This is a genomic window from Pseudoxanthomonas sp. 68-E7 (assembly GCF_057773145.1).
Genome location: NZ_JBYMTI010000001.1, coordinates 106,880 through 133,162, shown reverse-complemented (window position 1 = coordinate 133,162; position 26,283 = coordinate 106,880). Strand labels below are relative to the sequence as shown.

At 69.0% G+C, this 26,283-nt stretch carries 25 protein-coding genes; 20 read left to right on the top strand and 5 right to left on the bottom strand.

All coding sequences use genetic code 11. The features are described from left to right. Position 1 precedes the first annotated feature (1 nt). From AC3DE2_RS00630 to AC3DE2_RS00595, 8 genes are read left to right on the top strand one after another with little or no spacing between them, the layout of a single operon-like run. Positions 2-844 carry a fumarylacetoacetate hydrolase family protein gene (locus AC3DE2_RS00630; RefSeq protein ID WP_295379954.1) on the top strand — a complete coding sequence of 281 codons (843 nt, stop codon included), beginning with the start codon at positions 2-4 and terminating at the stop codon, positions 842-844. Then, positions 841-2,178 (top strand): L-fuconate dehydratase, encoded by a 1,338-nt coding sequence (locus tag AC3DE2_RS00625; RefSeq protein WP_488424614.1) that lies wholly within the window; start codon positions 841-843, stop codon positions 2,176-2,178. The genes AC3DE2_RS00630 and AC3DE2_RS00625 overlap by 4 nt, the downstream gene beginning before the upstream one ends. After that, positions 2,178-3,968: an alpha-L-fucosidase gene (locus AC3DE2_RS00620; protein ID WP_488424613.1), complete on the top strand. Its 1,791-nt coding sequence runs from the start codon at positions 2,178-2,180 to the stop codon at positions 3,966-3,968. The genes AC3DE2_RS00625 and AC3DE2_RS00620 overlap by 1 nt, the downstream gene beginning before the upstream one ends. Beyond that, entirely contained in the window at positions 3,965-4,810 is an 846-nt protein-coding gene (locus AC3DE2_RS00615; protein ID WP_488424611.1) for an L-fucono-1,5-lactonase, read from the top strand. The genes AC3DE2_RS00620 and AC3DE2_RS00615 overlap by 4 nt, the downstream gene beginning before the upstream one ends. Positions 4,811-4,820: 10 nt before the next feature. After that, complete coding sequence (locus tag AC3DE2_RS00610; protein ID WP_488424610.1) at positions 4,821-5,597, top strand: SDR family oxidoreductase; 777 nt, start codon at positions 4,821-4,823, stop codon at positions 5,595-5,597. Positions 5,598-5,607: 10 nt separating this feature from the next. Next, entirely contained in the window at positions 5,608-5,946 is a 339-nt protein-coding gene (locus tag AC3DE2_RS00605; RefSeq protein WP_295375625.1) for an L-rhamnose mutarotase, read from the top strand. A gap of 25 nt (positions 5,947-5,971) precedes the next feature. Further along, complete coding sequence (locus AC3DE2_RS00600) at positions 5,972-7,210, top strand: sugar MFS transporter (protein ID WP_488424608.1); 1,239 nt, start codon at positions 5,972-5,974, stop codon at positions 7,208-7,210. A 28-nt stretch (positions 7,211-7,238) separates the two neighbouring features. Next, entirely contained in the window at positions 7,239-8,381 is a 1,143-nt protein-coding gene (locus AC3DE2_RS00595; protein WP_488424607.1) for an alpha-hydroxy acid oxidase, read from the top strand. Between the two features lie 16 nt (positions 8,382-8,397). On the opposite strand, the gene AC3DE2_RS00590 is transcribed toward AC3DE2_RS00595, so the two are convergent. From AC3DE2_RS00590 to AC3DE2_RS00570, 5 genes are all read right to left on the bottom strand, one after another. After that, entirely contained in the window at positions 8,398-9,162 is a 765-nt protein-coding gene (locus tag AC3DE2_RS00590) for a FadR/GntR family transcriptional regulator (protein WP_488424605.1), read from the bottom strand. Between the two features lie 168 nt (positions 9,163-9,330). Further along, positions 9,331-10,071 carry an SDR family NAD(P)-dependent oxidoreductase gene (locus AC3DE2_RS00585; RefSeq protein ID WP_488424603.1) on the bottom strand — a complete coding sequence of 247 codons (741 nt, stop codon included), beginning with the start codon at positions 10,069-10,071 and terminating at the stop codon, positions 9,331-9,333. A 631-nt stretch (positions 10,072-10,702) separates the two neighbouring features. Further along, the gene (gene cydX, locus AC3DE2_RS00580) at positions 10,703-10,810 is read right to left on the bottom strand and encodes a cytochrome bd-I oxidase subunit CydX (RefSeq protein ID WP_295375615.1); all 108 of its coding nucleotides are present in this window, start codon (positions 10,808-10,810) and stop codon (positions 10,703-10,705) included. Positions 10,811-10,826: 16 nt separating this feature from the next. Beyond that, positions 10,827-11,981 carry a cytochrome d ubiquinol oxidase subunit II gene (gene cydB / locus AC3DE2_RS00575; protein WP_488424601.1) on the bottom strand — a complete coding sequence of 385 codons (1,155 nt, stop codon included), beginning with the start codon at positions 11,979-11,981 and terminating at the stop codon, positions 10,827-10,829. A 13-nt stretch (positions 11,982-11,994) separates the two neighbouring features. Beyond that, on the bottom strand, positions 11,995-13,569 hold the full coding sequence (locus tag AC3DE2_RS00570; RefSeq protein WP_488424600.1) for a cytochrome ubiquinol oxidase subunit I: 1,575 nt from the start codon (positions 13,567-13,569) through the stop codon (positions 11,995-11,997). Positions 13,570-13,796: 227 nt separating this feature from the next. On the opposite strand from AC3DE2_RS00570, the gene ccoN reads away from it, so the two are divergent. From ccoN to cydC, 12 genes are all read left to right on the top strand, one after another. Continuing rightward, positions 13,797-15,236 carry a cytochrome-c oxidase, cbb3-type subunit I gene (gene ccoN, locus AC3DE2_RS00565; RefSeq protein ID WP_488424598.1) on the top strand — a complete coding sequence of 480 codons (1,440 nt, stop codon included), beginning with the start codon at positions 13,797-13,799 and terminating at the stop codon, positions 15,234-15,236. Between the two features lie 13 nt (positions 15,237-15,249). Further along, on the top strand, positions 15,250-15,870 hold the full coding sequence (gene ccoO / locus AC3DE2_RS00560) for a cytochrome-c oxidase, cbb3-type subunit II (RefSeq protein WP_295375607.1): 621 nt from the start codon (positions 15,250-15,252) through the stop codon (positions 15,868-15,870). A 1-nt stretch (position 15,871) separates the two neighbouring features. Then, a complete protein-coding gene (locus AC3DE2_RS00555) occupies positions 15,872-16,015 on the top strand; it encodes a cbb3-type cytochrome oxidase subunit 3 (RefSeq protein ID WP_141454252.1) in 144 nt (47 codons plus the stop codon). After that, on the top strand, positions 16,012-16,947 hold the full coding sequence (ccoP, locus tag AC3DE2_RS00550) for a cytochrome-c oxidase, cbb3-type subunit III (RefSeq protein ID WP_295375604.1): 936 nt from the start codon (positions 16,012-16,014) through the stop codon (positions 16,945-16,947). The genes AC3DE2_RS00555 and ccoP overlap by 4 nt, the downstream gene beginning before the upstream one ends. A gap of 17 nt (positions 16,948-16,964) precedes the next feature. Then, positions 16,965-17,261 carry a hypothetical protein gene (locus AC3DE2_RS00545; RefSeq protein ID WP_141454254.1) on the top strand — a complete coding sequence of 99 codons (297 nt, stop codon included), beginning with the start codon at positions 16,965-16,967 and terminating at the stop codon, positions 17,259-17,261. Between the two features lie 179 nt (positions 17,262-17,440). After that, positions 17,441-18,991, top strand: coding sequence for a 4Fe-4S dicluster domain-containing protein (locus AC3DE2_RS00540; RefSeq protein ID WP_488424596.1), 1,551 nt, complete (start codon positions 17,441-17,443; stop codon positions 18,989-18,991). Further along, positions 18,988-19,500 carry a FixH family protein gene (locus tag AC3DE2_RS00535; protein ID WP_488424595.1) on the top strand — a complete coding sequence of 171 codons (513 nt, stop codon included), beginning with the start codon at positions 18,988-18,990 and terminating at the stop codon, positions 19,498-19,500. Before AC3DE2_RS00540 ends, AC3DE2_RS00535 begins: the two co-directional genes overlap by 4 nt. Continuing rightward, positions 19,497-21,902 (top strand): heavy metal translocating P-type ATPase, encoded by a 2,406-nt coding sequence (locus AC3DE2_RS00530; RefSeq protein WP_488424593.1) that lies wholly within the window; start codon positions 19,497-19,499, stop codon positions 21,900-21,902. Before AC3DE2_RS00535 ends, AC3DE2_RS00530 begins: the two co-directional genes overlap by 4 nt. Next, complete coding sequence (ccoS, locus tag AC3DE2_RS00525; protein ID WP_488424592.1) at positions 21,899-22,141, top strand: cbb3-type cytochrome oxidase assembly protein CcoS; 243 nt, start codon at positions 21,899-21,901, stop codon at positions 22,139-22,141. The genes AC3DE2_RS00530 and ccoS overlap by 4 nt, the downstream gene beginning before the upstream one ends. Then, a complete protein-coding gene (locus AC3DE2_RS00520) occupies positions 22,131-22,856 on the top strand; it encodes a sulfite exporter TauE/SafE family protein (protein WP_488424590.1) in 726 nt (241 codons plus the stop codon). Before ccoS ends, AC3DE2_RS00520 begins: the two co-directional genes overlap by 11 nt. Next, entirely contained in the window at positions 22,853-24,544 is a 1,692-nt protein-coding gene (gene cydD / locus AC3DE2_RS00515; RefSeq protein WP_488424588.1) for a thiol reductant ABC exporter subunit CydD, read from the top strand. The genes AC3DE2_RS00520 and cydD overlap by 4 nt, the downstream gene beginning before the upstream one ends. After that, positions 24,541-26,214 carry a thiol reductant ABC exporter subunit CydC gene (gene cydC / locus AC3DE2_RS00510; protein ID WP_488424586.1) on the top strand — a complete coding sequence of 558 codons (1,674 nt, stop codon included), beginning with the start codon at positions 24,541-24,543 and terminating at the stop codon, positions 26,212-26,214. The genes cydD and cydC overlap by 4 nt, the downstream gene beginning before the upstream one ends. Positions 26,215-26,283 lie beyond the last annotated feature (69 nt).

The window sequence follows — 26,283 nt, the reverse complement described above, 5'->3', positions numbered from 1 at the left end:
CATGAAACTGTTGCGCCATGGCGCGCCGGGCGCGGAAAAGCCCGGATTGCTCGACGGCGAGGGCCGCATCCGCGATCTCTCGACGGTGATCCCCGACATCGCCGGCGAGGCGATTACCCCGGAAGGCCTGCGGCGCCTGCGCGCGCTGGACCTGTCCGCGTTGCCGCTCGTGGAAGGCGCGCCGCGCCTGGGACCCTGCGTGGGCCAGGTCGGCAAGTTCGTCTGCATCGGCCTGAACTATTCCGACCACGCCGCCGAAACCGGCGCGCAGGTGCCGGCCGAACCGGTGATCTTCAACAAGTGGACCAGCGCGATCTGTGGACCGGACGACGACGTGCAGATCCCGCGCGGTTCGCACAAGACCGACTGGGAAGTGGAACTGGGCGTGGTGATTGGCCGCGGCGGGCGCTACATCGCAGAAGCCGACGCACTGGATCACGTCGCCGGCTACTGCGTCATCAATGACGTGTCCGAACGCGAATTCCAGCTCGAAGGCACCGGCACCTGGGACAAGGGCAAGGGTTGCGACACCTTCGGCCCGCTCGGTCCCTGGCTGGTGACCGCCGACGAAATCGCCGATCCGCACGCGCTGGGCCTGTGGCTGGAAGTGGACGGCCACCGCTACCAGGACGGCAACACGCGCACGATGGTGTTCCAGGTGCCGTTCCTGATCAGCTACCTGAGCCGTTTCATGAGCCTGCAGCCGGGCGACGTGATCTCCACCGGCACCCCGCCGGGCGTCGGCCTGGGCCAGAAGCCTCCCGTCTATCTGCGCCCCGGCCAGGTCATGCGCCTGGGCATCGACGGGCTGGGCGAACAGCGGCAGAAGGTGGTGCAGGCATGAATGCGATCGCCCAGCCGGCATCGGCCGGCGTGCGCATCACCGGCCTGCGGGTCGAGGATCTGCGCTTCCCCACTTCACAGCAGCTGGACGGCTCGGATGCGATGAATCCGGATCCGGATTACTCGGCCGCCTACGTGGTGCTGGAAACCTCGCGCGACGGACTGGAAGGCCACGGCCTGACCTTCACCATCGGCCGCGGCAACGAAGTCTGCTGCGCGGCGATCGAGGCGCTGGGACATCTGGTGGTCGGGCTGGATCTGGACTGGATCGCGCAGGACATGGGCCGCTTCTGGCGGCACGTCACCTCCGACAGCCAGCTGCGCTGGATCGGCCCGGACAAGGGCGCGATGCACCTGGCCACCGGCGCGGTCGTCAACGCGGTGTGGGATCTATGGGCCAAGGCCGAAGGCAAGCCGGTGTGGCGGCTGGTCGCCGACATGACGCCCGAGCAACTGGTGCGCTGCATCGACTTCCGCTACCTGAGCGATGCGATCACGCCGGATGAAGCGCTGGCCCTGCTGCGCGAACGCGAGGCCGGCAAGGCCGGACGCATCGCCACCCTCGAACGCGAGGGCTATCCCTGCTACACCACCTCGGCCGGCTGGCTGGGCTATCCGGACGACAAGCTGCGCCGGCTGTGCCAGGAAGCGGTCGACGCCGGCTTCAACCACGTCAAGCTGAAGGTCGGGCGGGATCTGCAGGACGACATCCGCCGGGTGACGATCGCCCGCGAGGTGCTGGGGCCGGATCGCCAGCTGATGATCGACGCCAACCAGATCTGGGAAGTCGGCCAGGCCATCGACTGGGTGAAGCAGTTGTCCTTCGCCGCGCCCTGGTTCATCGAGGAACCCACCAGTCCCGACGACGTGGCCGGCCACCGGACGATCCGCCAGGCCATCGCGCCGGTGCAGGTCGCCACCGGCGAGATGTGCCAGAACCGCATCCTGTTCAAGCAGTTCATCGCCGGCGGCGCCATCGACGTGGTCCAGATCGACGCCTGTCGCGTGGGCGGCGTGAACGAGGTGCTGGCGATCCTGCTGATGGCGACCAAGTATGGCCTGCCGGTGTGCCCGCACGCCGGAGGTGTCGGCCTGTGCGAATACGTGCAACATCTGGCGATGATCGACTACGTGTGCATCGCCGGCACCCGCGAGGGCCGCGTGGTGGAATACGTCGACCACCTGCACGAACACTTCCAGGACCCCTGCGTGATCCGCGACGCCGCCTACCAGCCTCCCACCGCGCCCGGCTTCTCCATCACCATGAAGGACGCCAGCCGTCGCCGGTATCGCCATCCGGCGGGCCAAATGCTCACCGGCGGGGGCGCCGCCTGATGCCGTTCGCGGCCCGCCGACGCCGGCGCCTGCCGGCCCCCCTGCTGTCCGCGGTCGTGCTGGCGGCCACGGGTTGCGGCGACCGCGCGGCCACCTCCGCCACACCCGCCACGCCGGCACCCGCTTCCGCATCCGCCGGGCCGGCCGCCGCGTCCGCGCAGGACCCGGCCACCCGCATCCCGCACTGGCGGCAACAGGGCTACGGCATGTTCGTGCACTGGGGGCTGTACTCCGAACTGGGCGGCGTGTGGAACGGCAAGCCGGTGACGCGCGGTTATTCCGAGCAGATCCAGAGCTGGGCCAATATTTCCCACGCCGACTACGCCAAGGTCGCCAGCGGGTTCGCCGCGCAGAAGTTCGACGCCGACGCGATCTGCGGCCTGGCCCGGGACGCCGGCGCCCGCTACGTGGTGGTCACCAGCAAGCATCACGACGGCTTCGCGATGTTCGACACCGCGAGCACCGACTACGACATCGTCGATCGCACGCCGTTCGGCAAGGATCCGATCAAGCTCATCGCCGAGGCCTGCCACGCGCGCGGGCTGGGCCTGGGCATCTATTTCTCGCTGGTGGACTGGCACGCCGGCCACCCGTTCGATCCGGACAACGGCAACCCGATTCCGGCCTCGATGGAGCCGCTTATCGAACAGCAGGTCACCGAGCTGATGACGAACTACGGGCCGATCACCGAAGTCTGGTTCGACATGTCGACGCCGACGCCGGAGCAGAGCCGACGCTTCGCCGGCATCGTGCACCGGTTGCAGCCGGCGGCGGTCATCAACGGCCGGATCTGGAACAACGCCGGCGACTTCGTCACCCTCGGCGACAACGAGGCGCCGCCGCCGACGATGCAGCCGCCGTTCGAAGTACCGGCCTCCATCTACCACGCCACCTGGGGCTATCGCAGCTGGCAGCAACGCGATGACGCGCCGGGCAAGGTGCGCGAGCTCGTCAACGGACTGGTGCAGGCGCGCGCGGCCGGTGGCAACTACCTGCTCAACATCGGTCCGATGGGCGATGGCGCGATCGTGCCGTTCGAAGCCCAGGTCCTGCGCGGCATCGGCCAGTGGCTGCGGCGGCACGCCGGCATCGCCTTGTCCGCCCGCCCCAGCGGCCTTCCGCCGCAGACCTGGGGCAGCACCCTGGCCGACGGCGAGGCGGTGTACCTGTTCGTGCGCGACTGGCGCGGCGGACGGCTGGTGGTGAATGGACTGGCGAGCGATCCCCGCGCGGTCCGCATCGACGGCGACGAGCACGCGGCGCCGCTGGCCTGGCGGCGCGAAAACGACGCGCTGGTGATCGAGCTGCCCGCGCAGGCGCCGGATGCGGTGCTGCCGGTGCTGCGGGTGGAAATGCAGGGTCCGCCGCGGATCGTGCCATCGGATGCCGTGGTGGTTCCGGCTTCGGGCATCGCCACGATCGCGCGGACCACCTGGCATCCCGGCACCAGCTTTGCCTTCGGCAGCGGCTACCGCAGCCAGCGCTCCACCACCGTCTCGCTGCGTGCGTCACTGCTGCCGGCACGGGCACAGGACGCCGTGTGGCTGCGTTTTTCCGGTGCAAAAGCGGCGCCCGGCCAACGCTACCGGATCCGCGTCGGCGCACACGAACAGGCCGTCACCGCCGAAGCGCTTGGCGCGCAGGCGATCGGTCCGTTCGCCCTGCCCGACGCACAGGCCGGCGCGACGCCGGTGACGATCACCCTGGCCGAACCCGACTATCCGGCCCAGGATCTGCAACTGCGCTTCGATGCGGTGCACGTATCGCCCCGGGCGGAAGCCTCGCCGTGACCTTGCGCATCGACGCCCACCAGCATTTCTGGCGCTATGCGCCGCGCGACTATCCCTGGATGGACGAAGGCATGGACGTGCTGCGGCGCGACTGGCTGCCGGAGGATCTCGCACCGCTGCTGGCGACCGCCGGGCTGGATGCGTGCGTCGCGGTGCAGGCACGCGCCGACGAGGCGGAAAACACCTTCCTGCTCGATCTGGCGCAGCGGCACGATGCCATCGCGGCGGTGATCGGCTGGGTCGACCTGTTCGCCGCGCATGCGGACGATCGACTGGCGCACTGGCGCGCGCACCCGCGCTTCGCCGGGGTGCGCCACCTGTTGCAGGATGATCCGGATGTCGCCGCCACCCTGATCGACCCGCGCTTCGCTCGCGGTATCGAGGCGGTGCAGCGGCAGGGCCTGGTGTACGAAATCCTGGTCCGCGGACCCGCGCAGCTGGCCGAAGTGCCGGCGTTCTGCGCGCGCCACGACCGCCATTGGCTGGTGCTGGATCATCTGGGCAAACCCGCGGTCGGCGGCGATGGCGAAGCGGATTGGCGCCGGCACCTGCGTGCGCTGGCCGCGCAGCCGCACGTGCTGTGCAAGGCCTCGGGGCTGGTCACGGAAGTGGTGGGCGCAAAGCTCGACCGCGACGCCATCCGCCGGCACCTGGATGCCGCGCTGGAAGCCTTCGGCGCCGACCGGCTGATGTTCGGCTCGGATTGGCCGGTGTGCCTGTTGCGGGCCGAATACGCCGCGGTCGCGGCGCAGGTGCAAGACTGGGCGGAGCGGTTGTCGAAAAACGAACAGGCGCAGCTGTGGGGCGGTACCGCCCGGCGCTGCTATGACATACACGGCTGAGGGGGTCGTGATGGATCTGGAACTGCGGGACAAGGTGGTGATCGTCACCGGCGGCGGCGCCGGCATCGGCGGGGCGATTTCGCTGGCGCTGGCGCGCGAAGGCGCGATTCCGGTGATCTTCGGGCGCAGCGCACTGGAGGCCGGTTTCGAAGACGAACTGCGCCGCTTGCAGCCGCGCGCGCGCTTCCATCGGCTGGAGCTGTCCGACGCGACCGCCTGTACGCAGGCCGTGGCGGCCACGCTGGCGGAGTTCGGCGGCCTGCACGGACTGGTCAACAACGCCGGCGTGAACGATGGCGTGGGACTGGACGCGGGACGCGACGCATTCGTGCAGTCGCTGGAGCGCAATCTCATCCACTACTACGTGATGGCGCACCTGTGCGTGGACGCGCTGAAAGCCAGCCGTGGCTCCCTCGTCAATGTCTCTTCCAAGACCGCGGTCACCGGCCAGGGCGGTACCAGTGGTTATTGCGCGGCCAAGGGCGCGCAGCTGTCGCTGACCCGCGAGTGGGCCGCGTCGCTGGCCGCCGATGGTGTGCGGGTGAACGCGGTGGTGCCGGCGGAAGTGATGACGCCGCTCTATCAGAGCTGGCTGGCCGGCTTCGACGATCCCGCCGCCAAGCTGGCCGGCATCACCCGCCGCATCCCGCTGGAGCAGCGCATGACCCGCGCGGATGAAATCGCCGACACCACCGTGTTCCTGCTGTCCGCGCGCGCCTCGCACGTGACCGGGCAGTGGCTGTTCGTCGATGGCGGCTATACCCATCTGGATCGCGCACTGACCTGAGGAGACTCCCATGCGCCATTGCCTGGCCCTGGACCTGCACGACGATCCGGAATTGATCGCCGCCTACGAGGAGTACCACCGCCAGGTCTGGCCGGAGGTGCTGGCGCATCTGCGCGCGCAGGGCGTGCGCGAGCTGGAGATCTTCCGCCTGGGCACGCGCATGGTGATGGTGATGGACACCGACGACGCGGTGTTCGACGCCGCGCGCATGGCCGAGGCCGAACGCGGCGACGCGCGGCTGCGCGCCTGGGAAGACCTGATGTGGTCGTTCCAGAAAGCCACGCCGTGGACGCCGGCGGGCACCAAGTGGACCCCGATGCAACCGATTTTCCGCCTGACCGACGCCTGACCCTTCTTTTCGCAGGAGCTTCCGCATGCCCGCATTGCCCGGTACCGCCTCCACGACCCTGCAGGACAGCGGCGCCCAGCGCTACCGGCTGGCATTCATCCTGGTCACCTGCCTGTTCTTCCTGTGGGGCTTCTCTTATGGCCTGCTGGACGTGCTCAACAAGCATTTCCAGGAAACCCTCGACATCACCCGCGCGCGCTCGGCGCTGCTGCAGGCGGCCTACTTCGGCGCGTACTTCGTGATGGCGCTGCCGGCCGCGGCGCTGATGGAACGGCACGGCTACAAGACCGGCATCCTGCTCGGCCTGGGGCTGTTCGCCAGCGGCGCGCTGCTGTTCATCCCCGCCACCCGCGCGGGCGTGTTCGAATACTTCCTGTTCGCCCTGTTCGTGATCGCCAGTGGCCTGGCCTGCCTGGAGACGGCGGCCAATCCCTACGCGACCGTGCTGGGGCCGGCGGAGACCTCGGAACGCCGGCTCAACCTGGCGCAGTCATTCAACGGGCTGGGCACGTTCATCGCGCCGTTTATCGGCGGCAAGCTGTTCTTCGGCGCCTCGGACGCCGGGATTTCCGGCAGCCACGGCGTGCAGCTGATCTATGTCGCCACCGCGCTGGTGGTCATCGCCATCGCCGTGCTGATCTGGCGGACGCGGATGCCGGAAGTCTCCGGCGAAGCCCCGGTCGCCACGATGCCGGCGCCACCCGTGCCGCTGTTCTCCCGACGCCATTTCGTGTTCGCGGTGGTGGCCCAGTTCTTCTATGTCGCCGCGCAGGTGGGTGCGGGCGCGTTCTTCATCAACTACGCGGTCGACCACGTCCCCGGCCTGTCCTCCGAACGCGCCGCCTACCTGCTGGCGGTGGCGCTGGGCTGCTTCCTGGCCGGCCGCTTCCTGACCACCGCGCTGATGGACGCGTTCTCCGCCGCGCGCCTGCTCAGCCTGTACGCGGTGATCAACATCTTGCTGTGCGGGGTGGTCATCGCCGGCATGGGCAAGATCTCGGTCGCCGCGCTGATCGCGGTGTTCTTCTTCATGTCGATGATGTTCCCCACCATCTTCGCGCTGGGCATCAAGGGCCTGGGCGCGCAGACCAAGCGCGGCGCCAGCTTCATCATCATGGCGATCGTGGGCGGCGCGATCGTGCCGTGGTTCATGGGCCGGCTGGCGGACCTCGCCGGCATCGAGACCGCGTTCTGGATTCCCGCCTTCTGCTTCCTGGTCGTCGCGCTGTACGGCGTCTACGCGCGCCGCCATCCGCAACCCTGACCGTCCTTCTACCCGAACCCGCTCCGCCATGACCCCGATCACCTGCAACGAGGATCTCCGCCAGCTGGCGATGCGGCGCGCGCCGCGCGCCATCTTCGACTATGTCGATCGCGGCTCCTATGACGAGCACACCCTCAACGGCAACCGCCGGGCGCTGGATGCGCTGATGCTGCGCCAGCGGGTGATGATCGACGTGGACCAGCGGTCGCTCGCCACCACCATGGCCGGCGAGGCGGTGTCGATGCCGGTGGGACTGGCGCCGACCGGATTGACCGGCATCCTGCATGCAGACGGTGAAATCCTGGCCGCCCGCGCGGCCCAGGCCGCAGGCGTGCCGTTCACCCTGAGCACCGTCTCGATCTGCTCGATCGAAGCGGTGCGCGCGGCGGTGGAAAAGCCGTTCTGGTTCCAGCTCTACGTGATGCGTGATCGCGATTTCGCCGCCTCGCTGATCCAGCGCGCCAAGGCCGCGCAGTGCCCGGCGCTGGTGCTGACCGCGGATCTGCAGATCCAGGGGCAGCGCCACCGCGACATCAAGAACGGGCTGACCGTGCCGCCGAAGCTGACCGTGGGCAATGCGCTGGATCTGCTGCGGCGCCCGCGCTGGGTGCTGGGCATGCTGCGCACGCCGCACCGCAATTTCGGCAACCTGGCCGGCTTCATTCCCGGCGGCGGCAAGGGCCTGACCACGCTGTCGCAATGGATCGGCAGCCAGTTCGATCCCACCCTCAGCTGGAAGGACGTGGCCTGGGTGCGTTCGCTCTGGCCCGGCAAGCTGATCGTGAAGGGCATCCTGGACGCGGACGACGCGCGCGCCGCGGTCGATGCCGGCGCCGACGTCATCGTGGTGTCCAATCATGGCGGGCGCCAGTTGGACTCCGCGCCACCGGCGATCCTCGCGTTGCCGCAGGTGGCGGCGGCGGTCGGCGACCGCTGCGAAATCTGGTTCGACAGCGGCGTGCGCAGCGGCCAGGACGTGCTCAAGGCGCTCGCGCTCGGCGCGCGCGCGACCCTGATCGGCAAGGCCTTCCTCTACGGCCTGGGCGCGATGGGCGAACGCGGCGTGGCCACCGCGCTGGATCTGATCCGGCGGGAACTGGACGTGAGCATGGCGCTCACCGGCACCCGCGACGTGCGCGAGGTCGGTCCGCAGGTGCTGTGGCGGCCCTAGGGTCGGCTTTCGGGCTTCAGCGTTCGCCGCCGGAGAAGATCCGGATCACCGAATCCAGGTGTTTTTCCATCGCCGCGCGGGCGGCGTCCGGATCGCGGTCGCGGATCGCGCCGACGATGGCCTCGTGTTCCAGTTCCGAGCGGCGCGGCATGTCCTCGACCGTATAGAGCGCCTGCACGCGCTGGAACATCGCGCCGTACTGGTGGCCCAGCAGGTGCCGGATCAGCAGCGAATAGGCCGGGTTGCCGCTGGCGTCGGCGATGCGGATGTGCAGCAGGCGGTCACCCGGATGGGTGGTGGAGGCGTGCTGGTTGTCGGCGATGTTGCGCTGCAGGGCTTCCTCGATGCCGGCGATCTGCTCGTCGCTGGCGTTCTCGGCGGCCAGCGCGGCGGTTTCCGGCTCCACCAGCCGACGCGCGCTCAGCAACGAGAACGGCGGAATCTCGGCTTCGAAGTCGGCCACCACGCCCAGTTCCGGATCCAGCGTCCATGGATTGAGCTGGCGGGCGCGATCCAGCACGTGTTCGGCGGGCGGCGCTTCCTCCGAATCCGGCCCGACCACGCTGACGCCGTCGCCTACCCGGACCCGCACCAGGCCCAGCACTTCCAGCGCGATCAGGGCTTCACGCAACGAAGTGCGGCTGACTCCGAACTGTTGCGACAGCTCGCGCTCCGGCGGCAGGTAGCTGCCCGGCGGGAATTCACCACGATTGATCATGCCGCGCAGCTGGTCGGCGATCTGCTGGTAGAGGCGGCGGTTCTGGATGCTCTTGACTGGCATGTCCGGGGCTCCGCATCCGGCGGGCTTGCTGGGAACATGCTGCGATTATAGGCCAATCCCCGTACCGTACCGGACGGGCGCGGGGAACGGATGGCAGAACGGGGCGCGCGAGCACCCCATCCGGAAAGGTCTTGTGGCACGGGCGGAGCGCGACGGCCCCGCCCGGATTCACTGCGCGGTATAGCCGCCGTCGACCAGCAACGAGGCGCCGTTGACGAAGGAGGCGTCGTCGCTGGCGAGGAACAGCACCGCGCGCGCGACTTCCTCGGCGCGGCCCAGCCGGCCCATCGGGTGCAGCTTCTCCAGCGCGTGCTTGGCTTCGGCAGGAACATCCTTGAGCAGCGGCGTGTCGATGTAGCCCGGGCACACCGCGTTGACGCGGATGCCGCGCGCGCCGTAGTCGATCGCCAGGGTCTGGGTCAGCAGCTTCACTCCGCCCTTGGCCGCGGCGTAGGCGGTCACGCCACCCTTGCCCACATGGCTGTGGATGGAACCGCAGTTGACGATCACGCCGCCGCCCTGCTTGAGCATCTGCGCGATGACATGCTTGTCGCACAGGTAGACGCCGGTGAGGTTGATGCCGATGGTGCGATCCCAGGCCGCCTCGGACAGCTGATCGATCGGACCGTCGGCGGCGATGCCGGCGTTGGCGAACAGTACGTCGATGCGGCCGAACGCGGCGACGGTTTCATCGACCATCCGCTGTACCGCGACGGTGTCGGTCACGTCGGTCTTCACGAACAGGGATTGGGCGCCTTGCTTCGACAACGCGTCGGCGACGGCCTGCCCGTGGTCCGAGAAATCCGCGATCACCACGTGCGCACCGTGCTCGGCAAACAGTTTCGCGCTCGCTTCGCCGATACCGCTGGCGCCGCCGGTGACGATGACGACCTTGCCTTTGAAACTCATGTTATCGCTCCTGGCCGTGGGGGCCGATGTGAACTCCCAACAGGATAGTCCGCGCTTCCTTTACCCATGCCGAGTCCGCTATCGATGAAAGACGAATCACACTGTTCCGTCGCCTGCGAATAAACATCCCATCGTCATTCCAGCGCAGGCTGGAATCGACTCCTGCGCGACATATCAACAGCCAGAACGGCTCACCATCACGGCAATGGATCCCGGCCTTCGCCGGGATGACGACAGCAGCAGCGCGGGAAGATCCCCCCTCATCTCTTTCCAGTCATTCCAGTGCAGGCTGGAATCCATTCCTGCGGGGCGTATCAACAACCAGGACCGTTCACCACCACGACAATGGATCCCGGCCTTCGCCGGGATGACGGCAGCAACAGCGGGGGAAGACCCATCCCCATCTCTTTCCCGTCATCCCAGCGCAGGCTGGAATCCATTCCTGCGCGGCGTATCAACAACCAGAACCGTTCACCATCACGGCAATGGATCCCGGCTTTCGCCGGGATGACGACGGCCCGAGGTAGCGGGAAGCAATTCCTTCAACGCAGCGGTGCGTCGACACATCGGCAGGACTACGCAAGTGCGGCGCAGTCCGCATGACGGCGGGCCGGAACGCGACGCGAACCGCTCAGTCGTCCTTGCGGCGATCCGTATCGCGCATTTCGTACCACATGCCATTGAGGATGGCGAAACTCGCCGCGAGTCCGGCGCCGAGTATCCAGCTGAAATACCACATGCGTATGCCTCCGGTGTCAGTAGGCGTTCGGGTTCTGATCGTGATCCAGCGTGTCGTCGCCGACCTTGCCGCGCATCACCCGGTATACCCAGGCCGTGTAGGCCAGGATGATCGGCAGGAAGAAGGCGGTGACCAGCAGCATGATGAACAGGGTCATGTGGCTGGACGAGGCGTCCCACACCATCAGGCTGGCGCTGGGATTGAGCGAGGACGGCAGCAGGAACGGGAAGGTGGTCAGGCCGAAGGTCAGCAGGATGCCGCTGATCGCCAGCGCCGAGGACAGGAAGGCGAGGCCGGCCTTGCCGATGCGCAGGCAGAGCGCGCTCGACAGCGCGCCCAGCACGCCTAGCACCGGGAACAGCCAGATCAGCGGCCAGCGCGCGTAGTTGCCCATCCAGGCGCCCTGTCCGGTGATCACCACCTTGGCCAGCGGATTGGACGGGCCGGCCGGATCCATCGCGATCTGCAGCACGTAGCCTTCGATGCCCCTGGCCAGCCACACGCCGCCGATCACGAACAGCACCGCGGTGGCGAGCGCGGCCAGGCTGCCGTAGCGGCGCGCGCGCGCGGCGATGTCGCCATCGGTCTTCATCGCCAGCCGGCCGGCGCCGTGGGCGACCAGCATGCCCACGCTGACCAGGCCGCACAGCAGCGCGAAAGGCGTGAGCAGGCCGAACAGGCCGCCCTCGTAATGCGGCCGCAGGATCTCGTCGAAGGTGAACGGCGCACCGAGCAGCACGTTGCCCATCGCCACGCCGAACACCAGCGCCGGCACCAGTCCGCTGACGAACAAGGCCCAGTCCCACAGCGCGCGCCAGCGCGGGTCCGGCACCTTGCTGCGGAACTTGAAACCGACCGGACGCAGGATCAGCGCGATCAGGATCAGGAACATCGCGATATAGAAGCCGGAGAAGCTGACCGCGTACAACGGCGGCCAGGCGGCGAAGATGGCCGCGCCACCGACGATCAGCCAGACCTGGTTGCCTTCCCACACCGGGCCGATCACGTTCAGCGTGATCCGGCGTTCTCCATCGGTGCGGGCGACCGCCGGCAGCAGCGTCGCCACGCCCAGATCGAAGCCGTCCATCACCGCGAAGCCGATCAGCAGCAGCCCCAGCAGGGCCCACCAGATCAGGCGCAGGGTCGGATAGTCGAGCGGAATGGTGTCCATGGACGCGCTCCTCTCAGGTGGCCGTGGCCGGCGTGGGGGCGGACGCGGCGGTGCCGTGGGATTCGGGCACCAGTTGCTCAGGTCCCTTCAGGATCAGCTTGCGCATCAGCCATATCTCGACCACCGCCAGTGCGGTGTAGAGGGTGACGAAGCCGGTGAGGGTGATCAGGATCTGGTGCAGCTTCAGCCCGGAGGCGGCGAAGAAGGTCGGCAGCACGCCATCGATCACCCACGGTTGCCGGCCGTACTCGGCGATCAGCCAGCCGGCCTCGATCGCGATCCAGGGCAGCGGCAGGCTGTAGAAGGCCAACCGCAGGAACCAGCGCCGCCTGTCCAGCTGGTGCTTGCTGGCCAACCAGAATGCGAAAGCGAAGAAGGCGATGAAGTAGAAGCCCAGCCCGACCATCAGGCGGAAACTCCAGAACAGCGGCGCCACCCGCGGCACCGTATCGAACGCCGCCTTGACGATTTCCTCCTCGGTCGCGTTGGCGATGTCCTCGCGGTACTTCTTCAGCAGCAGGGCGTGGCCGATGTCGCGCCAATGGGTTTCGAACATATGGCGGGCATGCGCGTCGCCGCGGTTGGCGCGCAGTTTCTGCAGGTTCTCGTAGGCCACCAGGCCGTTGCGGATGCGCCCCTCGGCGCGCTCGACCAGTTCCAGGATGCCGGGCATTTCCTTGTTGAGCGAACGGGTGCCGATGATGCCCATCACGTAGGGGATATGCACCGCGTAGTGGTTGGTGCGGGTTTCCTGGTCGGGGATGGCGAAGGCGTTGAAGCCCGCCGGGGCCGGCTCCGTCTCCCACATGGCCTCGATCGCGGCCAGCTTCATCTTCTGGTTCTCGCCGACCGCGTAGCCGCTTTCGTCGCCCAGCACCACCACCGACAGCGCCGCCGCCAGGCCGAAGCTGGCCGCCACCGCCATCGAGCGCTTGGCGAAGTCGGGGTTGCGCCCGCGCAGCAGGTAGAACGCGCTGATCGACATCACGAACATCGCTCCGGTCACGTAGCCTGCGCTGACCGTGTGGACGAACTTGGCCTGGGCGACCGGGTTGAAGATCACCGCCATGAAGTCGGTGATTTCCATGCGCATGGTTTCGGGGTTGAACACCGCGCCGACCGGGTTCTGCATCCAGCCGTTGGCGACCAGGATCCACAGGGCCGAGAAATTGGTCGCCACCGCGACCAGCCAGGTCACCGCCAGGTGCTGGACCTTGCTGAGCCGGTTCCAGCCGAAGAAGAACAGGCCGATGAAGGTCGCTTCCAGGAAGAAGGCCATCAGGCCCTCGATGGCGAGCGGGGCGCCGAAGATGTCACCGACGTAGTGACTGTAATAAGACCAATTGGTGCCAAACTGGAATTCCATCACAATACCAGTGGCGACCCCCATGGCAAAGTTCACCCCGAACAGGGTGCCCCAGAACAGGGTCATCCGCCGCCACACGTCCCGTCCGGTCATGACATAGACGCTTTCCATGATCGCGACCATGAAGGACAGGCCGAGGGTCAGCGGCACGAACAGGAAGTGGTACATCGCCGTGAGGGCGAATTGCAGGCGGGACAGCTCGACAACGGTCATGTCCGGCATGATGGGGGCTCGGCAGCGGTGTCGAAGGGGATTCTAGACCTCCTGCCGGCGCGGGCGGGGGTGACAATCTGTCGCACCCTGGACCCCATCCGGGGTTGCCAACATGCCGCCCGTGGTTCGCCGACCACCCCCTGTCCGCATTTCCCCCCTCCCGGCTTGATTCAAATCAATGTGAGAGGGGGCCGGAGGGGCCGAAGATCATGGTGTTGAGCCTAGGAGCAGGTGGCATGCAGAGCGTGCAGGGTACTTATAACGACAAGGTGGTGCGCCAGTTCGCGGTGATGACCGTGGTCTGGGGCATCGTGGGGATGGCCGTGGGCGTGTTCATCGCCGCCCAGCTGTACTGGCCGGCGCTGAATTTCGACCTGCCATGGCTCAGCTATGGCCGGCTGCGCCCCCTGCATACCAATGCGGTGATCTTCGCGTTCGGCGGCAGCGCCCTGTTCGCGACCAGCCTGCACGTGGTCCAGCGCACCTGCCACGTCCGGCTGATCTCGGACAAGCTGGCCGCGTTCGTGTTCTGGGGCTGGCAGGTGGTCATCCTGGCGGCCGCGATCACCCTCCCGCTGGGCATGACCCAGGGCAAGGAGTACGCCGAGCTGGAATGGCCGGTCGACCTGCTGATCACGGTGGTCTGGGTGGCCTACGCGGTGCTGTTCTTCGGCACCATCGCCAAGCGCGCGGTCAAGCATATCTACGTGGCCAACTGGTTCTACGGCGCCTACATCATCGCCGTGGCCCTGCTGCACATCGTCAACAACATCGCCATCCCGGTCGGCTTCACCAAGTCCTACCCGGTCTACAGCGGCGCGGTCGACGCGATGGTGCAGTGGTGGTACGGCCACAACGCGGTGGGTTTCTTCCTGACCGCCGGCTTCCTCGGCATGATGTATTACTTCGTGCCCAAGCAGGCCGGGCGCCCGGTCTACTCCTACCGCCTGTCGATCGTCCACTTCTGGGCGCTGATCGCGGTCTACATGTGGGCCGGCCCGCACCACCTGCACTACACCGCGCTGCCGGACTGGGCGCAGTCGCTGGGCATGGTGTTCTCGCTGATCCTGCTGGCGCCGTCCTGGGGCGGCGCGCTGAACGGCATCCTGACCCTGTCGGGCGTGTGGCACAAGCTGCGCACCGACCCGATCCTGAAGTTCCTGATCGTCGCCGTGTCGTTCTACATGATCGCGACCTTCGAGGGACCGATGATGTCGATCAAGACGGTCAACTCGCTGAGCCACTACACCGACTGGACGGTCGGCCACGTGCACGCCGGCGCGCTGGGGTGGGTGGCGATGATCTCGGTCGGCTCGATCTACGCGCTGCTGCCGCGCCTGCTGGGCCGCGACAGCATGTTCTCGACCAAGGCCATCGACCTGCATTTCTGGCTGCACACCCTGGGCGTGGTGTTCTACATCGCCTCGATGTGGATCGCCGGCGTCATGCAGGGCCTGATGTGGCGCGCCACCAACGCCGACGGCACGTTGACCTACAGCTTCGTCGAAGCGCTCAACGCCACCTATCCGTACTACCTGATCCGCCTCGGCGGCGGACTGCTGGTGCTGAGCGGCATGGGCGTGATGGCCTGGAACACCTGGAAGACGTTCGCATCGGCGCGTTCGACCGCCCCGCAACCGATCCTGCCGGTTGACGTTTCCGAAGTGCGCGCCTGAGGAAGAGACCGACATGAGCAACAGCAATTCCCACGAGAAAATCGAGAAGAACATCGGCCTGATGGCCATCCTGATCGCGGTGGTCGTGTCGTTCGGCGGCCTGGCCGAGATCGTGCCGCTGATGTTCCAGGCCGAGGCCATCAAGCCGCTGGAAGGGGTCAAGCCCTACCCGGCCCTGCAACTGGCCGGGCGTGACGTGTACGTCCGCGAAGGCTGCTACAACTGCCACTCGCAGATGGTCCGCACGCTGCGCTTCGAGAGCGAGCGCTACGGCCACTACTCGCTGGCCGGCGAATCGGTCTACGACCGCCCGTTCCAGTGGGGCAGCAAGCGCACCGGACCGGATCTGGCCCGGGTCGGCGGGCGCTACTCCGACGACTGGCACCGCGTGCACCTGATCAACCCGCGCGACGTGGTCCCCGAGTCGAACATGCCCGGCTTCCCCTGGCTGGACAAGAACAAGGTCGACGGCGAAGCCACGGCGCGGCGGATGGGCGCGCTGAAGGCGCTGGGCGATCCCTACACCGATGCCGAGATCAAGGCCGCGCCCGAGGAACTGAAGGGCAAGACCGAGCTGGACGCCGTGGTGGCGTACCTGCAGGCGCTCGGCAAGCACGCGCCGCGGGGAGGCTGACATGGTGTCCGGAATCGTGACCGCGATCCTGCTGGTGCTGTTCATCGGCGGCTGGATCTGGGTATGGAGCCCGCGCCGCAAGGCCGAATTCGATGATGCCGCGGCGTTGCCGCTGAACGAGGAAGACGAGGAGTACAAGGCATGAACAGCGGCTGGTCGTGGTATGTCATCGCCCTGGTGGTGCTGAACATCGCCGGTTGCGCGTGGCTGCTCTGGTGGACGGCGCGCCGTCGCCCGGGTGATCCGGCGCCGGAGGAAACCAGCCATGTCTGGGACGGCGATCTGACCGAGTACAACAAGCCCCTGCCGCGCTGGTGGATCAACATGTTCTACCTGACCATCGCGTTCGGCATCGGCTACATCGCGTGGTACGGCGGCCTCGGCGGCTACTCCGGCGCCGCCGACTGGTCCTCGGCCGGCGAGCATGCCGCCAAGAAGAAGGTGGAGGACGCCAAGCTGGAACAGACCTTCAAGCCCTACGCGGACCAGGCCATCGACAGGCTGGCGCAGGATCCGAAGGCGCTGTCGCTGGGCCGTTCCATCTTCAACAACACCTGCGCCACCTGCCACGGCTCGTCCGCGCAGGGTGCGATCGGCTACCCCAACCTGACCGACGACATCTGGCACTGGGGTGGTTCGCCGGAGAAGGTGCTGGAAACGGTGCTGGATGGCCGCGACGGCGTGATGCCCGAATGGGGCACCGCGCTGACCGGCATGGGCGGCCCGAACGCGGTCGACTACACCATCGCCTACGTGCGCACGCTCGGCCATCCGGACCAGCTGATCAACAACTTCCCCGCCTCGCAGGGCAAGAAGCTGTACGAAGGCGTGTGCGTCGCCTGCCACGGCGTCGACGGCAAGGGCAACCAGGATCTCGGCGCGCCCGACCTGACCGACGACTACTGGTTGTACGGCGATAGCAGCGAAAGCCTGCGCCAGACCATCAGCAAGGGCCGCCATGGCATCATGCCGGCGCACCGTGAGCTTCTCGGCGAGACCCGCGCGCGCCTGGTGGCCGCCTATGTCTGGTCGCTGTCGCACAAGGGCAACAAGGAAACCGCCGCCGCCACGCCATAGAAGGAACCGTCGTCGCCATGACCGATTTCAGCGAACCCCGACTGGACCACCCGCCCCGCCCGCTGGCACAGCGGATCGGGGCCATCCTCTGGCCCAGTTTCTTCGCGGCGGGCGTGGCGACGATGGTGTTTTTCGCCTTCGTGGATCCGCTGCAGCTGCGCGACGCGACCTTTCCCGACTGGCCCCTGACCCGTGAGCTCGGCTACACGCTGGGCTTTTTCATGTTCTGGCTGGCGACGGCGTCGTCCAGCCTGTTCACCTGGATACTCCTGCGGCCTTCCAGCCGCTTCAACCGCGCGCTGCCGCCGGAATGAAAGCCTGGAGCGGGGCTGCGACAAACCGTCGCTCCCGCTCCTGTCGTGCGCGCCGGAGACTGGATCCGTCCGGTTCTCCCTCAACGCCACGCCGGTAACCCCCGGCGAAGCCATGCCATGAACGTTCCGATTCCGCTCTACCGAAAATCCCAGCCCCCATCGCGCAACGGAGTGTCGCCATGAGCCGGCAGATCCCCATCGACGTGGTGGACGACCAGGGCAATTCGCTGTACGTCAGCGAGCGCAAGATCTATCCGCGCGACGTCTCCGGCCGCCTCAACCGCCTGCGCGTGGCCGCGGTGTTCTGGCTGCTGGGCATGTTCTACGTGTTCCCGTGGCTGCGCTGGGATGGCCGGCAGGCGGTGCTGTTCGATCTGCCGGCGCGCAAGTTCTACGTGTTCGGGCTGTCGTTCTGGCCGCAGGACTTCCTGTTCCTGGCGCTGCTGCTGATCATCGCGGCGATGGCGCTGTTCTTCTTCACCACCCTGGCCGGGCGCCTGTTCTGCGGCTACGCCTGCCCGCAGACGGTCTGGACGGAAGTATTCCTGTGGATGGAGCGCTGGACCGAGGGCGATCGCAGCCAGCGCATGAAGCTGGACGCCGGTCCCTGGAATGGCCAGAAGATCCTGCGCAAGGGCGGCAAGCACGCGATCTGGCTGCTGTTCGCGCTGTGGACCGGCTTCACCTTCGTCGGCTTCTTCACCCCGATCCGCGATCTGGCCGCGCGCGCGCCGCTGGGCTGGGGTGGCTGGGAAACCTTCTGGGTGCTGTTCTACGCGCTGGCCACCTGGGGCAACGCCGGCTTCCTGCGCGAGCAGGTGTGCAAGTACATGTGCCCGTACGCGCGCTTCCAGAGCGCGATGTTCGACCGCAACACCCTGATCATCGCCTACGATCCGATGCGCGGCGAACCGCGCGGTCCGCGCAAGCGCGGCCTGGCCAGCGTGCTGGAACGCGCGCGCGGGCTGCTCGACAAGGCCACCGCCTACGACTACGTGTTCCGCGCCTACCAGCACCCCACCGCGGCCGACAACCGGCTGCAGGCGCGCGGCACCATTACCTTCGCCGGTGCCGGCGCGCATGCCGAGCCGCTGCCGAAGTTCGCCCCGGATCAGCTGGGCGACTGCATCGACTGCACCATCTGCGTGCAGGTCTGCCCGACCGGCATCGACATCCGCAACGGCCTGCAGTACGAGTGCATCGCCTGCGGCGCCTGCATCGACGCCTGCGACGACGTGATGGGCAAGATGGGCTACCCCAACGGCCTGATCCGCTATTCCACCCAGAACGCCATCGACGGCAAGGGCACCCGGGTGCTGCGTCCGCGCGTGTTCGTCTACGGCACCATCCTGCTGGCGCTGCTCGCCGCCTGGGCCTGGGGCGTGACCCACCGCAGCGACGTGATCGCCGAAGTCCTGCGCGATCGCAACGCGCTGTACCGCGACGTCGGCGGCGGCCGCATCGAGAACAGCTACACGCTCAAGCTGGTCAACAAGGACCAGCAGGCGCACCACTACCGCGTCGTGCTGGAGTCGGATACCGCCGGCATCACCCTGGCCGGCGGCGGGAAGCAGGTCGAGGCCGATGCCGAGGAAGTGCTGTCGCTGCCGCTGATTGCCACCGCGCCTTCCAGCGTCACCGGCCGCCATGCCATCCGCATCCGCGTCGAGCGCGAGGACGGCGTGTCGACCAAGCTCGTCGAGAGCAGTTACTTCGGACCCACCCCATGACTCCGCAACCCAAGGTTCCCCTCTGGCGCATCCCCGCGATGTGGCTGGTCGTCGGCCTGCCGCTGGCCTCGATCGTGGCCGGCCTCGGCCTGGTCTACATCTCCGTGCGCGCCGGTGGCGCCGATGCGGTCACCGACAAGGTGGACCGCATGGCGCAGATCCAGACCACCGACCTGGGCCCGGATCAGCGCGCACAGGCGATGAAGCTGGCCGCGGTGCTGCGGGTGGATGCCGGCGTGGTGGAAATCATTCCGGTCAGCGGCGAGTTCGATCGCCGCGCGCCGCTGGAACTGCACCTGCAGCATCCGACCAGGGCGGAGGAAGATCGCCGCCTGCGGCTGCCCCCCGCCGGCAACGGCTGGCGCCTGGACGAGGCGGTGGACGCGTCGCACGCCTGGAAAGTGCAGCTCGGCCCGGCCGACGGCCAGTGGCGCCTGCGTGGCCGCCTGCCCAAGGCGCGGCGTGCCGTGCACCTGGCGCCTTCGCTGCAGGACGACGCCGCCCCGTGACCGCGACGGCGCCTTCGCCGCATTGCTATCACTGCGGCGAGGCCCTGCCGACCGCACCGGTCCTGCGTCCGCTGGACGGCCAGATCGCGGGTTTCTGCTGCGAAGGCTGCGCGGCGGCGGCCGAATGGATCCGCCATTCGGATCTGGGCAGCTACTACCGCCTGCGCAGCGCCGCCGCCGGACGCGTCGACGCCGAGCCGGTCGATCTCGGCATCTGGGATCGCGAGGAACTCCAGGCCGAGCACAGCCATCCGGTCACCGGCGGGCGCGAGATCATCCTGCTCACCGACGGCATGCGCTGCGCCGCCTGCGCATGGCTGATCGATCGCGCGCTGGCGCGCGAGGAAGGCGTGCTCGACAGCACCGCCAACGCGGTGACCGGCCGCATCCGCATCGCCTGGGATCCGCAGCGCGCCGCGCTTTCGAAAATCCTGCAGCGCCTGTCCATGCTCGGTTACCGGCCCTACCTGGCCGGTGGCGAAGCCAGCGAACGCGCGCGCCTGGACGAGCGCAAGCGCTGGCTGCTGCGGCTGGGCATCGCCGGACTGGGCGCCCTGCAGGCGATGATGTTCGCCGAGGCGCTGTACCTGGACGTGGACCGGACCATGCCGGTGCCCACCCGCGATTTCTTCCGCTGGCTGACCTTCCTGGTCTCCACGCCGGTGGTGTTCTATTCCGGCTGGCCGTTCCTGGCCGGCGCCTGGCGCGAACTGCGCGAACGTCATCTGGGCATGGACACGCTGATTGCCGGCTCCACCCTGCTGGCCTACCTCGCCAGCCTGGTCGAGACCGTCCGCGGCGGCGTCCACGTCTGGTACGACGCGGCGGTGATGTTCGTGTTCCTGCTGCTGGCCGCGCGCATGCTGGAGCAGCGCGCACGCAACATCGCCACCGCCCAGGTCGACGCGCTGGCGCGCGCGCGCCCGGCCTTCGCCACCCGCGAACGCGATGACGGCAGCCGTGAGTCGGTGCCGGTCGGCAGCCTCGCCAGCGGCGACGTGGTGCGGGTGGCCGCCGGCGACAACGTGCCGGCCGACGGGGTGTTGCTGGATGCCGACGCGGTGTTCGAGGAGGCGCTGCTGACCGGCGAATCGCACCCCATCCACAAGCGCGCCGGCGCCGCGGTCTACGCCGGCACCGTGTGCCGCGAGCATCCGGCGCGGCTGCGGGTCACCGACGTCGGCAGCGCGACCCGCCTGTCGCAGCTGGCGCGGCTGGTGGACCAGGCGCAGGCGCACCGCCCGCCGATCGCGCGCGCCGCCGATCGCATCGGTGGCCGCTTCGTCGCCGGCCTGCTGCTGGCGGCGCTGGCGGTGTACGTGTTCTGGCACTTCCACGATCCCGCGCGCGCCTTCGAGGTCACCCTGGCGCTGCTGGTGATCAGCTGCCCCTGCGCGCTGTCGCTGTCGGTGCCGACCGCACTGGCCGCCGCGCACGGCACCCTGGCGAAGCTGGGCGTGCTGGCGACCCGCGCCGACGCGCTGGACACGCTCTCGCGCGCCAGCGACATCGTGTTCGACAAGACCGGCACGCTCAGCGACCCGCGATCACTGGCGGTGGAGGCACAGGCCCTGGACGGCTTCGGCCGTTCGCAGGCGCTGGCGCTGGCCGCCGCGCTGGAACGCGACAGCGGCCATCCGCTGGCGTCGGCGTTTCTGGAAGCCGCTGATCGGGCCGGTGCCGCGCCATTGCAGGCCGAACAGGTGGAAGCCGTCACCGGTCACGGCGTGCAGGGCCTCATCGACGGGCAGTCATGGCGGCTGGGTCGCGCCGATTTCGCTTTCGGCGGCGACGACGACGGCGCGATCTGGCTGGGCGACGGCGAACGCGGCATCGCCCGCTTCGCACTGCGCGAATCCGCGCGGCCGGATGCGCGCGAGGCGCTGGCGGCGCTGCGCGCGCAGGGCTTTGCCGTGCACCTGGCCAGCGGCGATGGCCAGGCGCCGGTGCGGCGTTTCGCCGAGGACATGGACATCGCCGATCCGCGCGCGCGGCAGGCGCCGGAAGACAAGCTCGCCTTCGTGCATGCCTTGCAGGCGCAGGGCCGCATCGTGGCGATGGTCGGCGACGGCATCAACGACGCGCCGGTGCTGGCCGGCGCGGACGTGTCGGTGGCGATGGGCCAGGGCGCGCCGCTGGCGCAGCGCGCGGCGGATCTGGTGATGACCGGCACCTCGCTCTCGCGGCTGCCGGCCACCGTGGAACTGGCCCGGCGCACCCGCCGGATCATCCGCGAGAACCTGGCCTGGGCGCTGGCCTACAACGTGCTGGCGCTGCCGCTGGCCGCCACCGGCCGGGTCACGCCCTGGCTGGCCGCGCTGGGAATGGCGCTATCCTCGCTCCTGGTCACCGCCAACGCGCTGCGCCTGACCCGCGTGCCCGGGAGCAAGTCCGCACCATGACCATTCTGTTGATGCTCATCCCGATCAGCCTGGTGTTGCTGGGCCTGGCGGTCGCCGCCTTCATCTGGGCGGTGCGGCGCGGCCAGTTCGACGATCTGGACACGCCGGCGCTGGACATCCTCGACGACGAGGATGCGCGCAAACCCGCGCATGCGCAGGCAACGACGGATCCTGAAAGCGACGACGCGGCATCCGCGGCGGAGTCCGGACGAGCGGCGGATCGGAACGATGCCGGTTGATGGCCTTACCCTGCTCGCGGCGCTGCTGAGCGGATTGCTGGGTGGCGTGCACTGCGCGGCGATGTGCGGCGGCATCGCCACCGGTTTTTCCGCGATGAGCCCGCAGCGCGGCTGGGGTGCCGCGCTGCAGGTCAATCTCGGCCGGGTCGGCGGTTATGTGCTGGCCGGCGCGATCGTCGGCGGCTTCGGCGGCGGCCTGCTGAAAGTATTCCGCTTCGAGAACCTCGCGCTGGGCCTGCGCATGGCGGTGGGCGTGGTGCTGGTGCTGGTCGCGCTGCGCCTGCTGGATCGTCGCGCGCGCCTGCAATTCCTCTCGCGTCCCGCCGCGCGCCTGTGGCAATGGCTGCGTCCCCTGCAGTCGCGCCTGCTGCCTGCCGATCGCGCCTGGCGCCGGATCGCGCTGGGCATGCTGTGGGGCTGGATGCCATGCGGACTCAGCCTGAGCCTGTTGACCGCGGCCTGGCTGCAGGCCAGTGCGCGCGACAGCGCGCTGACCATGCTGGCCTTCGGCCTGGGCACGCTGCCGATGATGGTGCCGCTGACCTGGTCGGGCGCGCGCATGGGCCGCTGGCTGCAACGCCCCGGCGCACGCATGGGCGCGGCGATGATCGTGCTGTTCGCCGGCCTGCTGACCCTGGCCGGGCCCTGGCTCGCGCACGCGCCCGCGCTGCATGGCCTGCTCAGCGCGCTGGGTTGCCGCACCCTGCCCACATGAGTTCCGGCGCGGACGCCCCCGCGCCGAACGCGGCGCGGCACCTGAAGACATTCGCCGCGCTCGGTGCGCGGCCGCTGCGCTGGGCCGTCGCATGCACGGTGCTGGCGGGCGCACTGCTCGTTCCGCAGGCATGGCTGATCGCCCGGGCGATGCAGCAGGTGTTCGTCGCGCATGCGCCCGCACGCGCGGTGGCGCTGCTGCTGGCGGGACTGGCCGGGGTCGGCGTGCTGCGCGCGCTGCTGGCCTGGGCTTCGCGGCGGCTGGCCGACGACGCGGTGGAAACCGTGCGCCTGCAGGCGCGCGCGCGGCTCGCACGCCGATTGGTGGCGCGCGGCCCACGCTGGCTGCGCCACCAGCGCAGCGGCGAACTGGCGGAGACGCTCGGCGGCCATGTCGACGCGCTGGAAGGCTACATCGGCGGCTTCCTGCCGGTGCGCCTGGAAGTGGTGGCGGTACCGCTGCTGATCCTGGTCGCCGCGTTCTGGGCGGATCGCATGGTCGGCCTGATCCTGCTGTTCACCCTGCCGCTGGCGCCGGTTTTCATGATGCTGGTCGGCTGGGGCGCGGAAGCGGCCAGCCGCAGGCAACTGCAGGCGCTGGCGCGGATGGGCGGGCATTTCGCCGATCGCCTGCGCGGCCTAGGCCTGATCCGGTTGTACGGACGTGGCGACGCCGAACTGGCCGGCATCGAACAGGCCGCCGAGGGATTGCGGCGCAGCAGCCTGAAAGTCCTGCGCATCGCCTTCCTGTCCTCGACGGTGCTGGAGTTCTTCGCTTCGCTGAGCGTGGCGATGATCGCCTTGTACCTGGGCCTGACCTATCTGGGCATGCTCGATCTGCGCGGACCGCCGCTGGATTTGGCGACCGGCGTGTTCTGCCTGCTGCTGGCGCCGGAGTTCTATGCGCCGCTGCGACGCCTGGCGGCGCATTACCACGATCGCGCGGCGGCGCTGGCGGCGGCCGGCGAGATGGCGCGGTTGCTGGAGGACGCGGAGGATGCGCCTGCGTCGCCTTCCCCGTACGCACCCGATGTCCTGGCTGCGCAGGCACCCGCGTTGCGGGTGCAAGGCCTGGCGCTGCGTCCGGCCGCCGAAGCGCCACGGGTGCTGCGGGATCTGTCCTTCGACGTGGAAGCCGGCGGACACCTCGCGATCGTCGGCGCCAGCGGCGGCGGCAAGAGCACGCTGCTGGAGGCACTGGCCGGCTGGTTGCCGCCCGCCGAAGGATCGATTCGCTACGGCACGCCGCCGCGCATCGGCTATGCGCCGCAGCGACCGTTCCTGTTCCAGGGCAGCCTGGCCGACAACCTGCGCATCGCCGCGCCGGATGCCAGCGAGGCGGATCTGCACGCCGCCGCCGAAGCCGCCCAGGTGATGCGCTTCGCGCATCGCCTGCCACAGGGCCTGGATACGCCGATCGGTGAACGCGGTTTCGGTCTGTCCGGTGGCGAAGCGCGCCGGGTTGCGCTGGCGCGGCTGTTCCTGCGCAGGCCCACGCTGCTGCTGCTGGACGAACCCACCGCGTTCCTCGATCCGGAAACCGAACAGGCCGTGCTGCGCGCACTGGATGATTTCGCCCGTGGCCGCACCCTGATCATGGCCACCCACAGTCCGGCGGCGATGCGGATGATCGGCCGCGTGCTGGATCTGCGCGATGCGCAGGTCCACGCAGCGGAGGCATCGGCATGAGCGCGCGAGCCGACGACCTGCGCGGGGTGTTCCGCCGGCACGCGCGCGGCATCGCGCTGACCTTCGCCCTGTTGCTGATCACCCTGCTGGCCGGCACCGGCCTGCTTGGCCTGGCCGGACACTTCCTCACCGCCACCGCGCTGGCCGGCAGCGCGGCGATCGGCTTCAATTTCTTCGGTCCGTCGGCCGGCATCCGCGCTTTCACCTTCGCCCGCATCCTCTCGCGCTACGCGGAAAAACTGGTCGGCCACGACGTCACCCTGGGGTTGGCGCGGGACCTGCGCGTGTGGTTCTTCCGCCGCGCGCTGCCGCTGGCGCCGCTGGGCCTGGGTCGCTACCGCGTGGGCGATCTGCTGGCGCGCCTGGTCGCCGACATCGAAGCCGTCGACGGCCTGCTGGTACGCGCGCTCGGCCCGCTGCTGGCGCTGGCGGCGGTGCTGGTGCTCGGCATCGCGGTCGCGTTCTGGCTGCTGCCGTCCGCAGGCATGCTGCTGGCGCTGGCGTTCTGCCTGATCGCGGTGGCCACGCCGTGGGCCATCCAGGCCGGCGCGCGCGCGCTGGAAAACGAACGCGCCGAAGCACGCGCGCGCCTGCGCTACGCGGTGCTCGAAGGACTGGAAGGCGCCAGCGATCTGGCCGCGCTCGAGGCTGTGGACGGCTGGCTGGAACGCATCGACGCGGATGCGGCGGCGCTGGCCGCGCAGGAGCGCCGACGCAAGCGGCGGCTCGCCTATGGCGTGCTGGTGCATGGCCTGCTGGCCGCGCTGCTGCTGCCCTTGCTGGCCTGGTTGTTGTTCGCTGCCGTCGATGCGGGACGCCTGCACGCGCCCGCCGCCGGCGGACTGTTCTTCATGACCCTGGCCCTGCTGGAAGCGGCCGCCGGCATCGGCCTGGCCTGGCAGGCCGGGCAAGCCGCGCGCGCCTCCGCCCGGCGACTGCAGGACGTGGCGATGCAGGTGCCGGAAACCGGTGAACCCGCGCAACCGGTGCCGGTGCCCGCCTCCGGCACGCTGGTGCTGGAGAACGTGGTGTTCGGCTGGCCGGGCGAACACCGGCGGCTGCTGGACGGCATCGATCTGTCGCTCGCGCCCGGGCGGCGCATCGCCATCCGCGGCGACAGCGGCGCCGGCAAGTCTTCCCTGCTCGCCCTGTTGCTGCGCCTGCGCGATCCGGTCGAGGGCCGCCTGCGCTACGGCGGCGAGGATCTGCGCGGATTCCGCGGCGCGGACTGGCATGCGCGCCTGGCCTGGCTGCCGCAGGAAGCGCCGGTGTTCGCCGGCAGCGTGCGCGAGAACCTGCAGCTGGGCGCACCCGGCGCCGATGACGCACGCCTGTGGCAGGCGCTGGCGCAGGTCCGCCTGGACACGCTGGTGCGCGGCTGGAAAGACGGCCTCGACGGCTGGGTCGGCGAAAGCGGCGCGACCCTGTCGGCCGGCCAGGCGCGGCGGCTGGCGCTGGCCCGCGCGTTGCTGCGCGATGCGCCGCTGCTGCTGCTCGACGAGCCCACCGAAGGCCTGGACCAGGACACGGCCGACGCGCTGATGCGCGACATCGTAGAAGCCGCCGCCGATCGCAGCGTGCTCATCATCACCCACGCGCCCCTGCCCGCCGGCAGCGTGCACGAGACCTATCGCCTCATCGACGGCCGGCTGTGGCCGGAGCCTGCGTAGGTCGGTGCTCGCGTGGAACCGGGCGCGTCCCGCCCGCGACGCATCACGTGCCGGGCCATCACCCGGCCA

What these genes read in the sequence shown, in the direction of transcription:
- AC3DE2_RS00630 (WP_295379954.1), top strand. Translation starts at nt 2, where the DNA reads ATGAAACTGTTGCGCCATGGCGCGCCGGGCGCGGAAAAGCCCGGATTG.
- AC3DE2_RS00625 (WP_488424614.1), top strand. Translation starts at nt 841, where the DNA reads ATGAATGCGATCGCCCAGCCGGCATCGGCCGGCGTGCGCATCACCGGC.
- AC3DE2_RS00620 (WP_488424613.1), top strand. Translation starts at nt 2,178, where the DNA reads ATGCCGTTCGCGGCCCGCCGACGCCGGCGCCTGCCGGCCCCCCTGCTG.
- AC3DE2_RS00610 (WP_488424610.1), top strand. Translation starts at nt 4,821, where the DNA reads ATGGATCTGGAACTGCGGGACAAGGTGGTGATCGTCACCGGCGGCGGC.
- AC3DE2_RS00605 (WP_295375625.1), top strand. Translation starts at nt 5,608, where the DNA reads ATGCGCCATTGCCTGGCCCTGGACCTGCACGACGATCCGGAATTGATC.
- AC3DE2_RS00600 (WP_488424608.1), top strand. Translation starts at nt 5,972, where the DNA reads ATGCCCGCATTGCCCGGTACCGCCTCCACGACCCTGCAGGACAGCGGC.
- AC3DE2_RS00595 (WP_488424607.1), top strand. Translation starts at nt 7,239, where the DNA reads ATGACCCCGATCACCTGCAACGAGGATCTCCGCCAGCTGGCGATGCGG.
- AC3DE2_RS00590 (WP_488424605.1), bottom strand. Translation starts at nt 9,162, where the DNA reads ATGCCAGTCAAGAGCATCCAGAACCGCCGCCTCTACCAGCAGATCGCC.
- AC3DE2_RS00585 (WP_488424603.1), bottom strand. Translation starts at nt 10,071, where the DNA reads ATGAGTTTCAAAGGCAAGGTCGTCATCGTCACCGGCGGCGCCAGCGGT.
- cydX (WP_295375615.1), bottom strand. Translation starts at nt 10,810, where the DNA reads ATGTGGTATTTCAGCTGGATACTCGGCGCCGGACTCGCGGCGAGTTTC.
- cydB (WP_488424601.1), bottom strand. Translation starts at nt 11,981, where the DNA reads ATGGACACCATTCCGCTCGACTATCCGACCCTGCGCCTGATCTGGTGG.
- AC3DE2_RS00570 (WP_488424600.1), bottom strand. Translation starts at nt 13,569, where the DNA reads ATGCCGGACATGACCGTTGTCGAGCTGTCCCGCCTGCAATTCGCCCTC.
- ccoN (WP_488424598.1), top strand. Translation starts at nt 13,797, where the DNA reads ATGCAGAGCGTGCAGGGTACTTATAACGACAAGGTGGTGCGCCAGTTC.
- ccoO (WP_295375607.1), top strand. Translation starts at nt 15,250, where the DNA reads ATGAGCAACAGCAATTCCCACGAGAAAATCGAGAAGAACATCGGCCTG.
- AC3DE2_RS00555 (WP_141454252.1), top strand. Translation starts at nt 15,872, where the DNA reads ATGGTGTCCGGAATCGTGACCGCGATCCTGCTGGTGCTGTTCATCGGC.
- ccoP (WP_295375604.1), top strand. Translation starts at nt 16,012, where the DNA reads ATGAACAGCGGCTGGTCGTGGTATGTCATCGCCCTGGTGGTGCTGAAC.
- AC3DE2_RS00545 (WP_141454254.1), top strand. Translation starts at nt 16,965, where the DNA reads ATGACCGATTTCAGCGAACCCCGACTGGACCACCCGCCCCGCCCGCTG.
- AC3DE2_RS00540 (WP_488424596.1), top strand. Translation starts at nt 17,441, where the DNA reads ATGAGCCGGCAGATCCCCATCGACGTGGTGGACGACCAGGGCAATTCG.
- AC3DE2_RS00535 (WP_488424595.1), top strand. Translation starts at nt 18,988, where the DNA reads ATGACTCCGCAACCCAAGGTTCCCCTCTGGCGCATCCCCGCGATGTGG.
- ccoS (WP_488424592.1), top strand. Translation starts at nt 21,899, where the DNA reads ATGACCATTCTGTTGATGCTCATCCCGATCAGCCTGGTGTTGCTGGGC.
- AC3DE2_RS00520 (WP_488424590.1), top strand. Translation starts at nt 22,131, where the DNA reads ATGCCGGTTGATGGCCTTACCCTGCTCGCGGCGCTGCTGAGCGGATTG.
- cydD (WP_488424588.1), top strand. Translation starts at nt 22,853, where the DNA reads ATGAGTTCCGGCGCGGACGCCCCCGCGCCGAACGCGGCGCGGCACCTG.
- cydC (WP_488424586.1), top strand. Translation starts at nt 24,541, where the DNA reads ATGAGCGCGCGAGCCGACGACCTGCGCGGGGTGTTCCGCCGGCACGCG.